Annotated in this window: 10 protein-coding genes; 5 read left to right on the top strand and 5 right to left on the bottom strand. The window is 63.6% G+C overall.

Annotated features, from left to right (window positions below):
- Nucleotides 1–107 precede the first annotated feature (107 nt).
- The gene (metC, locus tag V1280_RS05655; RefSeq protein WP_334520176.1) at nt 108–1,292 is read right to left on the bottom strand and encodes a cystathionine beta-lyase; all 1,185 of its coding nucleotides are present in this window, start codon (nt 1,290–1,292) and stop codon (nt 108–110) included.
- Nucleotides 1,293–1,662: 370 nt separating this feature from the next.
- On the opposite strand from metC, the gene V1280_RS05660 reads away from it, so the two are divergent.
- The 5 genes from V1280_RS05660 (at nt 1,663) to V1280_RS05680 (ending at nt 6,980) form a co-directional block, all read left to right on the top strand.
- Entirely contained in the window at nt 1,663–2,679 is a 1,017-nt protein-coding gene (locus V1280_RS05660; RefSeq protein WP_334520179.1) for an amino acid ABC transporter substrate-binding protein, read from the top strand.
- A gap of 23 nt (nt 2,680–2,702) precedes the next feature.
- Nucleotides 2,703–3,908 carry an amino acid ABC transporter permease gene (locus V1280_RS05665; protein WP_334520182.1) on the top strand — a complete coding sequence of 402 codons (1,206 nt, stop codon included), beginning with the start codon at nt 2,703–2,705 and terminating at the stop codon, nt 3,906–3,908.
- Complete coding sequence (locus tag V1280_RS05670) at nt 3,905–5,425, top strand: amino acid ABC transporter permease (RefSeq protein WP_334520187.1); 1,521 nt, start codon at nt 3,905–3,907, stop codon at nt 5,423–5,425. The genes V1280_RS05665 and V1280_RS05670 overlap by 4 nt, the downstream gene beginning before the upstream one ends.
- A gap of 11 nt (nt 5,426–5,436) precedes the next feature.
- A complete protein-coding gene (locus tag V1280_RS05675) occupies nt 5,437–6,177 on the top strand; it encodes an amino acid ABC transporter ATP-binding protein (protein ID WP_334520189.1) in 741 nt (246 codons plus the stop codon).
- A 269-nt stretch (nt 6,178–6,446) separates the two neighbouring features.
- Entirely contained in the window at nt 6,447–6,980 is a 534-nt protein-coding gene (locus V1280_RS05680; RefSeq protein ID WP_334520191.1) for a hypothetical protein, read from the top strand.
- 25 nt (nt 6,981–7,005) lie between these two features.
- Here the strand turns inward: V1280_RS05680 and V1280_RS05685 are convergent, their stop codons facing one another.
- The 4 genes from V1280_RS05685 to V1280_RS05700 form a co-directional block, all read right to left on the bottom strand.
- Nucleotides 7,006–8,040, bottom strand: a complete 1,035-nt coding sequence (locus V1280_RS05685; RefSeq protein WP_334520194.1) for a cysteine synthase A — start codon at nt 8,038–8,040, stop codon at nt 7,006–7,008.
- Between the two features lie 99 nt (nt 8,041–8,139).
- On the bottom strand, nt 8,140–9,369 hold the full coding sequence (locus V1280_RS05690) for a cyclopropane-fatty-acyl-phospholipid synthase family protein (protein ID WP_334520197.1): 1,230 nt from the start codon (nt 9,367–9,369) through the stop codon (nt 8,140–8,142).
- 93 nt (nt 9,370–9,462) lie between these two features.
- On the bottom strand, nt 9,463–10,299 hold the full coding sequence (locus tag V1280_RS05695) for a DUF1365 domain-containing protein (protein WP_334520200.1): 837 nt from the start codon (nt 10,297–10,299) through the stop codon (nt 9,463–9,465).
- Between the two features lie 4 nt (nt 10,300–10,303).
- Nucleotides 10,304–11,617: an NAD(P)/FAD-dependent oxidoreductase gene (locus V1280_RS05700; RefSeq protein ID WP_334520202.1), complete on the bottom strand. Its 1,314-nt coding sequence runs from the start codon at nt 11,615–11,617 to the stop codon at nt 10,304–10,306.
- Nucleotides 11,618–11,723 lie beyond the last annotated feature (106 nt).

An 11,723-nucleotide genomic window follows, 5' to 3' on the forward strand; every position in this document is an offset into this window, starting at 1 on the left:
GGATAGGCTAGCGCCAAACGCCAGCGGATTAAACCCTTTGTTGGCGCGTCGTCGTTAACGCCTGCGGTCCTTGCTCGTTCCCAAGGCGAAATGCCTTCTGAGCAGGCTCACACTGCCGCTTTGAGGGCAGCGAAGCCGCGATCGAAATCGGCCTTGAGGTCGTCGGTGCTCTCGAGCCCGATATGAAGTCGCAGTGTCGGGCCGCCGGGCGCCCATTTCGTCGCCGTGCGATAATCGTTGCAGTCGAAGGGAATCGCGAGGCTCTCGAAGCCGCCCCAGGAAAAGCCCATCCCGAACAGCTTGAGCGTGTTGAGCATGGTGTCGACGGCCTTCTGCGGAGCCGGCTTCAGCACGACGCTGAACAGGCCTGAGGCGCCGGTGAAGTCGCGCTTCCAGATGGCATGGCCCGGATCGGTCTCGAGCCCCGGATGCAGGACGCGCGCGACCTCGGGCCGGCCCGCAAGCCAGCGCGCCATGTCGAGGCCGGAGCGATGATGTTGCGCGAGCCGCACTGACAGTGTGCGCAGGCCGCGCAGCGCGAGAAAGACGTCGTCGGGGCCGGCGCAGACGCCGAGCAGGCGGATGCCTTCGGTAATCTGCGGCCAGGCCTTGGCGTTGGCCGAGATGGTGCCGAACATGATGTCGGAATGGCCGCCGATATATTTGGTGGCGGCCTGCATGCTGATGTCGACGCCCTGCTCGAGTGAGCGGTGATAGAGCGGCGTCGCCCAGGTGTTGTCGTCGATCACGAGCGCGTCGCGCGCATGCGTGACCTCGGCGATGGCGCGGATATCAGGCATCTCGAACGATTGCGAACCCGGCGCCTCGACCAGCACCGCACGGGTGTTGGGCTTGAACAGCTTCTCGATGCCGGCCCCGATCAGCGGATCGAAATAGCTGGTCTCGATGCCAAGGCGGGCCAGCATGCCGTTGCAGAAATTGCGCGTGGGACGATAGACATTGTCGCAGACCAGGATGTGGTCGCCGGTCTTCAAGACCGCGAGCAGGGTGGTCGAGATCGCCGACAGCCCCGACGGCACGATGCCGACGCCGGCACATTGCGGCCCCTCCAGCGCCATCAGCGTATCCTGGAACGCCCGGGTGGTCGGGCTGCCGTGGCGGCCATAGGTGAACTCGCCGCGATGGGCGTGCAGGTCCTCGGCGGTGGGATAGAGCACGGTCGAGCCGTGGAACACCGGCGGATTGACGAACCCCTTCTGCGCCTTGGTGTCGCGGCCGGAGGTGACCAGCCGGGTTTCGGCGTGCTGCTGTGCGGGGTGCGAGGAATCCATGCGTCTGCTTTCAAAAAAGCGTTTCCGCCGGGCGCGGATCGCGCGGTCGGGCGGCCTGGAGGCCACTGACGTTAATAACAGAACACAGAAGAGTCCCGTCAACCCCTTGACCCGGCTCGCCAGTCGTTCTGTGATGCGCAGGTGCTATTCAGTCGCCGCATGTTGAGGGGCCTGCCGCGACCTTCGATCCATCGTCTGACCGGACCTTGCGCCACAGCCATAACGGCGGGCGCCTGCGGCGAGGATTAAGGTATGGCCTCCCAGCATCGGCGAGTGTTCGGCAAGGTTTTCCAGCATGACTCTTGCAAGGCTAAACCCTGGCAGAGACACCGTTCCCGACCTTGAGATGACTTTGAAAGGCTTGAAGCCCATGAAACGCGTAACCCTGGCTCTCTCTCTTGCTCTCGCCGCCGGCCTCTCTGCCCAGGCCGCCGATGCGCAAACGCTCAAGACCATCAAGGACCGGGGCACGCTGTCCTGCGGCGTCAGCCAGGGCCTGCCGGGCTTCTCCTCGCCCGACGACAAGGGCAACTGGACCGGGCTCGACGTCGACGTCTGCCGCGCCATTGCGGCGGTGGTCTTGAACGATCCGACCAAGGTCAAGTTCGTGCCGCTGTCAGCCAAGGACCGCTTCACGGCGCTCCAATCCGGCGAGATCGACGTGCTGTCGCGCAACACCACATGGACGGTCTCGCGCGACACGTCGCTTGGCGCCAACTTCACCGGCGTCACCTATTATGACGGGCAAGGCTTCATGGTGAAGAAGTCGCTCAAGGTGAACTCCGCGCTGGAACTGAACAGCGCCTCGGTCTGCGTGCAGACCGGCACCACCACCGAGCTGAACCTTGCTGATTACTTCAAAGCCAATAACATGAAGTATGAGGTGATCGCGTTCGGCACGATCGACGAAGCGGTCAAGGCCTACGAATCGGGGCGCTGCGACGTCTTCACCGACGATTCATCCGGACTTTATGCCAGCCGCCTGAAACTGACGAATCCCGCCGATCACGTCGTGCTGCCCGAGATCATTTCGAAGGAGCCGCTGGGTCCGATGGTGCGCCACGGCGACGATCAGTGGTTCGACGTGGTGAAATGGACGCTGTTTGCGATGGTCACGGCCGAAGAGCTCGGCATCACCCAGAAGAACGTCGACGAGATGGCGAAATCCGACAAGCCGGAGCTGAAGCGGGTGCTTGGCACTGACGGCAATCTCGGCGAACAGCTTGGCCTCACCAAGGACTGGGTGATCCGGATCGTGAAGGCGGTCGGCAATTACGGAGAATCGTTCGATCGCAATGTTGGCGCCGGCTCGCCGCTTAAGATCGAACGCGGCATCAACAGTCTCTGGACCAAGGGCGGCCTGCAATACGCGCCGCCCATCCGCTGACCGGCAAGCCGCAGGCTGCGCCGATGGGCGTCGAGGCCCGGAAACCGCCACCGCAGATCGCGCTGAAGCTGAGGCGCGCGCTCGGTGGCAAGGCAGGCTGGAACGGCGTCGCCGTCCAGCTTTTCTTTGGCGCGATCCTGGCCTGGATTGCCTATGAGATCATATCGAACGCCCGTACCAACCTGGAAACCCAGCACATCGCCGCGGGCTTCGGGTTCCTGCAAAACAGCGCCAGCTTCGACGTCAATCAGACCCTGATTCCCTATTCGGGGTCCGATACCTACTTCCGCGTCTTTGTGGTCGGCGTCCTGAACACGCTGCTGGTCTCGGTGGTCGGTATCTTCTTTGCCACCGTGATCGGTTTCGTCGTCGCGCTCTGCCGTTTGTCGCCCAACTGGCTGGTGTCGCGCGTCGGCGGTCTCTATGTCGAGGCCATCCGCAACCTGCCGCTGCTGTTCCAGATCCTGTTCTGGTACCTGGCGGTGCTCGCGGCGCTGCCCAATCCGCGGCAGAGCGTTTCGATCCTCGGCGCCTTCTTCCTCAACAATCGCGGCGTGATCGTGCCGTCACCGCTGGCTCAGCCCGGCCTTGTTCCATTCCTTGCCATGCTGGCGCTTGGTCTCGTCGCGTCGCTGGTGTTGCGCGGCTACGCGCGACGGGCGCTGTTTGCTCAAGGCCGCGTGATCCGGATATGGCCGTACGTGCTGACATTGCTCGTCGGATTGCCGCTCGTCACGATGCTTGTGTTCGGTCTGCCTTTCTCGTTCGAATTTCCGCAGCTGAAGGGGTTCAATTTCGCCGGCGGCGCGCGGATCATTCCGGAACTCGTCGCACTGACGGTGGGATTGTCGACCTATACGGCGGCCTTCATCGCCGAGATCGTGCGCGCCGGCATCCAGTCCGTTCACAAGGGACAGATGGAGGCGGGATCTTCGCTGGGTCTCAGCCGCGGCACCGCGTTGCGGCTGATCGTGGTGCCACAGGCGATGCGCGTGATCGTGCCGCCGCTGACCAACCAGTACCTCAACCTGACCAAGAATTCCTCACTCGCCGTGGCCATCGGCTATCCTGATCTCGTGTCGGTATGGGCCGGCACGTCGCTGAGCCAGACGGGCCAGGCAATCGAGATCATCGCCACGACGATGGGTGTCTACCTCCTGATCTCGCTCTTCACCAGCGCCGTCATGAGCATCTACGGCTGGCGCCTGAACCGGAGCCTCGGCGCATGACCGACATCACCGCGTCATCCTTCGTTCGTGAGGATCTGGTCGCCGAGCGCCCGGCGCCGGTCAAGACCACCGGCTTTCTCGGCTTCGTGCGTACGCGCCTCTTGAACTCGCCGACCAATATCCTGCTGACGATCCTCGGCCTGTTGCTGATCTGGTACACCCTTATTCCCACCATCAAGTTCCTGCTGGTCGATGCAGTTTGGAGCGGCAAGGATCGCACGGCCTGCCTCGCCGAGAATGCCGGCCATCCGGTCGGCGCCTGCTGGCCCTTTATCCAGGCCAAGTCCACGCAGCTTTTCTACGGCTTCTATCCCGAGGCCGAACGCTGGCGGGTCAACCTGACCTTCGCGCTGGGCGCAGCGCTGCTCTTGCCGCTGCTCATTCCGCGGCTGCCGGCCAAGGGGTCGAATGCCGGGCTATTCTTCTTCGCCTTTCCCGCGGTCGCATTCTTCCTGCTGCATGGCGGCGGCATCACCGGCTTCGGCGTGAGCTGGGTCGCGGGCCTCCTGCAATTGTTCGCCGACAGCATCAGTGGAGTCGGTGAGGTTCTGGTCGGTCTGAGCAAGGCTTCGGCCGCCGGGCCGCTGCTTTGGGCGATCGGCGGCGCCATCGCGCTGGTCGGCACGTTGCTGCACTGGGTGATCTTTCCACTCATTTGGCTGCGCGATCAGATGCAAGCGGCAGGACAGGGGCTCTGGCTCGACTTCCTGATCACTGCGGTGATCGTATCGGCGATCCTGTTCATGCTCGGCGGCGGCGCCCGCGCCGGTTCGCGGCCACTGATCGCCAGCCTCGCCACCTTCGCCGGAATTGCGGCGGTGATCAAGCTGATGGATCTCGATCACGGCGGCTTGCCGATCGTCGATACGCGGCTGTGGGGCGGTCTTCTGGTGACGTTGGTCATCGCGATCACCGGCATCGTGGCGTCATTGCCGATCGGCGTTGCGCTGGCGCTCGGCCGGCGTTCGACCATTCCCCTGATCCGGATCTTCTCGATCACCTATATCGAGTTCTGGCGCGGGGTGCCGCTGATCACGGTGCTGTTTTTCGCGACTTACATGCTGCCCCTGTTCCTGCCGGGCAACTTCACCGTCGACGGCCTGGTGCGCGCGCTGATCGGCGTTTCCCTCTTCACCGGCGCCTATCAGGCCGAGAACCTGCGTGGTGGTCTGGCGGCGGTGCCGCGCGGGCAAGGCGAAGCGGCCTCAGCGCTCGGTCTGTCCTGGTGGAAGACCACCTCGCTGATCGTATTGCCCCAGGCGTTGCGGCACGTCATTCCTGCCATCGTCAACAGCTTCATTTCGCTGTTCAAGGACACTTCGCTGGTCTCGATCGTGGCGCTATTCGACCTTCTCGGCTCGCTGCGGGCCTCATTCGCCGATCCGGTCTGGACCACGCCGTCGACCGCCTTCACCGGATTTGCGTTCATCGGTATCATCTACTTCATTTTCTGCTTTGGAATGTCGCGCTATTCGCTCTTCGTCGAGCACCGCCTCAACGCCCACCGCCGCAACTGATCGAGGCCACCATGTCCGCTGATCCAATCGTCAACATTTCCGGCCTCAACAAATGGTACGGCGAGTTTCACGTGCTGCGCGACATCGACCTCGAGGTCAACAAGGGTGAGCGCATCGTGATCTGCGGGCCCTCGGGGTCTGGCAAATCGACGCTGATCCGCTGCATCAATGCGCTCGAGGAGTTCCAGGAGGGCGAGATCGTCGTCGACGGCATCGAGCTCGGGCCCAACCTCAAGCATGTCGATGCGGTGCGCCGCGAGGTCGGCATGGTGTTCCAGAGTTTTAATCTGTTCCCGCATCTGACCGTGCTGGACAATTGCACGCTGGCGCCGATCTGGGTGCGCAACATCCCCAAGAGGGATGCCGAGGCGACCGCGATGAAATTCCTGGAGCGGGTCAAGATCCCGCACCAGGCCAACAAGTTTCCCGGCCAGATGTCCGGCGGCCAGCAGCAGCGCGTCGCGATCGCGCGCGCGCTGACCATGAATCCGAAGGTGATGCTGTTCGACGAGCCGACCTCGGCGCTCGACCCCGAGATGGTCAAGGAGGTCCTCGACACCATGGTCGACTTGGCCGAGGAGGGCATGACCATGCTGGTCGTCACTCACGAGATGGGCTTTGCCAAGGAAGTCGCCAACCGTGTGGTGTTCATGGACGCCGGCCAGATCATCGAGGCCAACACGCCGAGCGAATTCTTCGCCACCCCGCAGCATGCCCGCACAAAACTGTTCTTGAGCCAGATCCTGCGGTGACGGCAGTTCTGGTGCGACTATTGTGCTGAGATGACCCCGTAGGCGGTGCCGTAGCGGTGGGCAAAGCGCAGCGTGCCCACCATTTCTGTCTGCGCGGCGAGATGGTGGGCACGGCGCAAGGGCGCCTTTGCCCACCCTTGCACCGGTGAACCCGTAAAATTTTACGCAATTCCGACGCCAGCCAACAACTATGACGCGAGCGACACCCCGGCGCTTCACGCGTCCGAAAGCTCTTTCTGCGCATCTGGCGATAAATGGGGGTGTGTCAAATGCTCGGCTTCGTGTTCGGCCTCAATGCCCGTCTCGGGCGCCTGCATTTCTTCCTGGCCTCGATCGCGCTGACGATCGTGATGACCGCGATCTGTTTTGGGATCGCGATGGCTGTGCTGCGCACGACATCACCGAGCATGGTCCGTCCCGAAGACCTCACCCGAAACTGGGCCATCATCGCTGCGATGGTGTTCTTCGGGCTTGCGACCTTCACGCTGCAATCGATGCGCATCCGCGACATCGGCTGGGATCCGGTCTGCGTGATCCCGGCCTGGATCGCGCTCATGATCGTCGACCAAGTGGCGGCGGGCCGGTTTCCGGCCTGGGCGATCGGCGGGGAGCATCAGGGCACGATGGTCGGCGGGCTGGTCAATCTCGCTCTGCTGCTGGCGCTCACCTTCTGGCCGAGCGCCGTCGACGAGGGCGTTTACACCAATCCCTTCGAACCGCCCGCGCGCGCAGCCAGCAAGCCGTCGACATCGGACCAGCGCCTTGCGCGCGTATCGCAAGGCGCGCGTCCGACCTGGAGCTGAACGACCTGGAGCCGAGAGCCCGGAGCTAGACGAACGGCAGCTTGATGTTGCTGCGCTTCTCCAGCCATTCCGGCACCGGCAGGTTCTTGGCGCGCATGAAGTCGGCGTTGAACAGCTTTGACTGATAGCGGCTGCCGGAATCGCAGAGAATGGTGACGATGGTCTTGCCGGGCCCGAGCTGCTTGGCGAGCCGCATCGCGCCGACGATATTGATGCCGGTCGACCCGCCGAGGCACAGGCCTTCGTGCTGGAGCAGCTCGTAGATCACCGTGACAGCTTCGGCATCGGGAATGAGAAAGGCGTCATCGACCTTGGCGCTCTCGACGATCGCGGTTTTCCGGCCGAGCCCGATGCCTTCCGTGATGGAATCGCCGGGCGTTGCCTTGGCTTCGCCGGTCCTGAAATATTCAAACATTCCGGCGCCATGCGGGTCGGCGCAGGCGATCCGGATGTCCTTGTTCTTCTCTTTCAGATAGCGGCTGATGCCGGCGAGCGTGCCGCCGCTGCCGACCGAGCAGACGAAGCCGTCGACCTTGCCGCCAGTCTGCTCCCAGATCTCGGGGCCAGTCGAGTCGTAATGCGCCTTGGCATTGTCGAGGTTATTCCACTGGTCGGCGAACAGCACGCCATTCGGCTCGGTCTTGCGCAGCTCGTCGGCAAGACGGCGGCCGACATGTTGGTAGTTGTTCGGATTGGAATAGGGCAATGCCGGCGATTCCAGGAGCTCCGCGCCACACAGCTTCAGAAAGTCCTTCTTCTCCTGGCTCTGCGTCTCCGGGATCACGATCAGCGTGCGATAGCCGCGCGCGCTCGCGACCACCGCAAGCCCAATGCCGGTGTTGCCGGCGGTCGCCTCCACCACGAGGCCGCCCGGCTTCAGCTCGCCGCGCTTCTCGGCCTCCTCGATCATCCATTTGCCGGCGCGATCCTTGACGGACTGGCCGGGATTCATGAACTCGGCCTTACCGAGAATGGTGCAGCCGGTCAGTTCGGAGGCGCGCTTGAGCTTGATGAGCGGGGTGTTGCCGATGGCTTCGACAACGTCGTTTTTGAAGGTCATGTCAGGCAATTACCGGCTGGATGCGTGAAGTCATCGAGACCCTAAAGTAGGGTCGCCGGCCTTACAAGCGACCCCTTGCAAGGCGAGGGCGCAAACTCTTTATTGCTGCTTTGCGAAGATGACCTGCCGGACGTCGATATTGCCGGAGAGGAATCCGGCTTCGCAATAGGCGAGGTAGTACTCCCACAGCCGCCGGAACCGGTCGTCAAAGCCCAGCGGCACGAGCCCCGGCCAAGCCGCGCGAAAATTATTTCGCCAGGTGGCGAGCGTCTTGGCATAATCTTGCCCGAAGATGCGCTCGCGAATAACCGGGACGCCGAATTTGTCCCCGAGCGACTTCAGCACCGCAGGCGAGGGCAGCATGCCTCCAGGAAACACGTAGCGCTGGATGAAGTCGACCTCGCGCCGGTAGCCCTGGAAAAGCCGGTCCTGGATTGTGATGGCCTGGATGCCGGCCAGTCCGTCCGGCAGCAGCCGGTCGCGCAGCTGGGCGAAATAGCGCGGCCAGAACTGCTCGCCGACCGCCTCGATCATCTCGATCGAAGCGATCCGGTCGTAGCGATCCCGCTCGTCGCGATAATCCTGCAGACGGATATCGACCTTCTCGGCGAGGCCCGCCTCGTGAATGCGCTTGCGCGCGAAGTCGCGCTGCTCGGTCGAGATGGTGAGGCCGACGACGCGTGCATCAAAAGTCTTGGCGGCGAATTCGGCGAAGCCGCCCCAGCCGCAGCCGATCTCGAGCAGCTTCTGGCCCGGCCTCAGGTCGAGCGCTTCGGCGAGGCGGCGATATTTGTTGGTCTGCGCGGCCGTGAGGTCGGTGGTCGATTCTTCGAACAGCGCGGATGAATAGGTCATGCTCGGATCGAGCCAGGCCGAGTAGAACGCATTGCCGATGTCGTAATGGGCGTGGATGTTGCGCCGGGCCTGACTGCGGGTGTTGCGGTTGAACCAGTGCTGCACCATCTGGACGAACCGCATCAGCGGCTTGTCACGCAGCATGGCCTGGATCAAATCGTGGTTGACGCAGAACAGGTAGAGAAACTGGGTCAGGTCCGGCGTGTCCCAATCGCCGGCGAGATAGGCCTCCGCAACGCCGATGTCGCCGCTGTTGATCATGCGCGAGGCGACGCTGTAATTGTGCAGGCGCATCGCTGCACTCGGACCCGGCTCGTGACCGCCAAGCCGGATCACGCGGCCGTCGGGCAGAGTGACGTCGAGCGTGCCGCGCCGCAGTCGCGACCCGAAGCTCAGCGCCAGGCGAACGATGCGTGGCAGATCGGCGAGCGTTGTGTCCACATTCTCTGGCGTCACCGAGATGGCATTCGACATCGGAAAATCCATCAATTGAACGGATAATGTCCGACCGCGAACTGGCCGCGCCCAACTTTCCCTTCGCCAGACCCGAGCGCGCCCTGCATGCGGTCAGCGACTGACAATATAAGTGTGGGATTTGCCGGCCGCCAAGGTGGTTTCGCCGTTACGCTGCTCTGCGGTATCCGGTCGCGGCACCATCCGTGCCCCCTTCAACCAGAGCCGCAGCGCTTCCCAATGGATCGCCGCCATCACCTTGAGGCTCACGAACGGCAGCGCGACGAACGATCGCAGCAGGGCGCGCGAGGTCAGGGCGCGGCGGCGGCCGCTGAAGGTCGCCGCGAGCAGCGGGCCGTCGCGGTGGGTCTCCAGAATGCGCAGCTTGACCGTGTCGGACGGCGGCAATACGCGAAAATGGTAGCGCATCGCCATCGGCATGAAGGGCGAGACGTAGAACAGCTTTTCCTGCTGCCGCCGCAGGCCGGCCTCACTCCATTCGCCCGGCTGTACCGGCAGGACGTACGGATGAATCTCACCAAAAGTGTTGCGCACCTCGTAGATCACCAGCGCCAGCTCGCCGCCGGCGCGATAGCAGAAATAGACCGAGAGCGGACTGAAGCCGTAGCCGAGCAGGCGGGGATAGCAGAGCAGTGCGACCCGGCCGCCATTAAGGTCGATGCCGTGCGCGGCGGCGCAGCGCTCCGCATAGGCGCGCAGCGAGGAGCCGTCGCGCGGGCCGTGGTCCTTCTCGTGAAAACTGTAGAGCGCGGCGCGGTTGACGCCGAACAGCGCCGTCTGCCGGTCGGCTTCACCGAGCCGGCCGAGATCAATCAGAAGACTCATGACGCGGTAGCTGAAGCGATGGCCCATCGGCTTCAGGCGCGCATGCATGACGTCCCCGAAATAGAGCGAGGCGGCATCGGTCGCGGGAAGGGCTCTCGTCTCCATCGCGCTACTCCGCGGCCTCCGCGAGCTCGACTGGTGCCGTGCGCCATGGCGCGGTCGCCCCGAGCGCCTCGGCGACGCCAAGGCCCGAGCGCAGGCCATCCTCGTGAAAGCCATAGCCGGTCCAGGCACCGCAGAACCAAATGTGCCGCTGCCCCTGGATCTCGCCAAGCCGCTTCTGTGCGGCGAAGGCGGCCGCATTGTACTGCGGATGCTCGCAGAGATATTGGCCGAAGGTGAGCTCCGGCGCAGGCTCGAACGGCGGGTTGAGGCTGACGAACAGCGGCTTGCTGGGATCGATGCCCTGGAGGTTGTTCATCCAGTAGGTCACAGCGACGTCGTTCATCGCATCTCCCTCGCGCTGCCAGCGCAGGAAATTCCACGACGCCCAGGCGTGCCGCCGCTTCGGCATCAGCCTGACGTCGCGATGCAGATAGATCTTGTTCGGGGAATAGCCGATCTCGCTGAGGATCTCGCGCTCGCGTGGGTCTGCGTCGGACAGCATCGCGAGCGCCTGGTCGCTGTGGGCGGCGATCACCACATGGTCGAATGTCTCGCGCCCGCCGTGGCTGTCATGGACGACGACGCCATGAGTGCTCCGCTCGACCGACGTGACGGCGCAGCCGAGCCGGATGCTGTCCTTGAAGGCGGCCTGGAGCCGCTCGACATAGCGCTGGCTGCCGCCTTTGACCGTGCGCCAGACCGGCCGGTCGTAGTGCAGCAGGCGATGGTTGCCGAAAAAAGTGACAAAATTCTCGGCCGGAAAGTCGAGCATCTCGTTTGCGGGGGCCGACCAGATCGCTGCGCCCATCGGTGCGAGATAGTCGGTCAGCAGCCGTTTGGAGAAGTGCCGTTGCTGGAGATAGTCGCCGAGCGTCAGTCCGCTCAGGTGGCCGTTGCGCAAATCGTCGACGCTTTGCCTGCCGAATTTTGGGATCTCCGCGAGCATCCGCAGGTAGGTCGGGGAGAGCAGGTTGCCAGCTTGCGCAAACAGGCCGGCCGCCGTCTCCCGCCAGTCATTGCCGCCGCCGCGCCATTCGAAACGGCCACGATCGGCTGAGACGGCAAAGCTCATGCAGCTCGTGACCGTCTCGACGCCGAGATGGGCGAACATTGCGGTCAGGTCGGGATAGTTGAGCTCGTTGTAGACGATGAAGCCGACGTCGACCGCGACCGCCGTGCCCTGATAGTCGATGGTGACGGTGTGGCTGTGGCCCCCGGGGCGCAGCTCGCGGTCATAAACCGTCACCGGATAGCGCTGCGAAAGCGTCCAGGCCGCCGCGTTGCCGGCAATGCCCGTTCCGATGACCGCGATGCGCATGTGTGAAAGTGCCCCTGCCTCGTGTGAAACAAGCTACGGTGCGTTGCGGCGCAGGTTTCAGTGGAGCAAAGGCGGCCTTCGCTGGTCTCGCGGCCAGTGTGGCCGC

It is taken from the genome of Bradyrhizobium sp. AZCC 2230 (genome assembly GCF_036924495.1).
Lineage (GTDB): Bacteria > Pseudomonadota > Alphaproteobacteria > Rhizobiales > Xanthobacteraceae > Bradyrhizobium > Bradyrhizobium rifense.

What these genes read in the sequence shown, in the direction of transcription:
- V1280_RS05665 (WP_334520182.1), top strand. Translation starts at nt 2,703, where the DNA reads ATGGGCGTCGAGGCCCGGAAACCGCCACCGCAGATCGCGCTGAAGCTG.
- V1280_RS05690 (WP_334520197.1), bottom strand. Translation starts at nt 9,369, where the DNA reads ATGTCGAATGCCATCTCGGTGACGCCAGAGAATGTGGACACAACGCTC.
- V1280_RS05700 (WP_334520202.1), bottom strand. Translation starts at nt 11,617, where the DNA reads ATGCGCATCGCGGTCATCGGAACGGGCATTGCCGGCAACGCGGCGGCC.
- metC (WP_334520176.1), bottom strand. Translation starts at nt 1,292, where the DNA reads ATGGATTCCTCGCACCCCGCACAGCAGCACGCCGAAACCCGGCTGGTC.
- V1280_RS05685 (WP_334520194.1), bottom strand. Translation starts at nt 8,040, where the DNA reads ATGACCTTCAAAAACGACGTTGTCGAAGCCATCGGCAACACCCCGCTC.
- V1280_RS05670 (WP_334520187.1), top strand. Translation starts at nt 3,905, where the DNA reads ATGACCGACATCACCGCGTCATCCTTCGTTCGTGAGGATCTGGTCGCC.
- V1280_RS05675 (WP_334520189.1), top strand. Translation starts at nt 5,437, where the DNA reads ATGTCCGCTGATCCAATCGTCAACATTTCCGGCCTCAACAAATGGTAC.
- V1280_RS05660 (WP_334520179.1), top strand. Translation starts at nt 1,663, where the DNA reads ATGAAACGCGTAACCCTGGCTCTCTCTCTTGCTCTCGCCGCCGGCCTC.
- V1280_RS05680 (WP_334520191.1), top strand. Translation starts at nt 6,447, where the DNA reads ATGCTCGGCTTCGTGTTCGGCCTCAATGCCCGTCTCGGGCGCCTGCAT.
- V1280_RS05695 (WP_334520200.1), bottom strand. Translation starts at nt 10,299, where the DNA reads ATGGAGACGAGAGCCCTTCCCGCGACCGATGCCGCCTCGCTCTATTTC.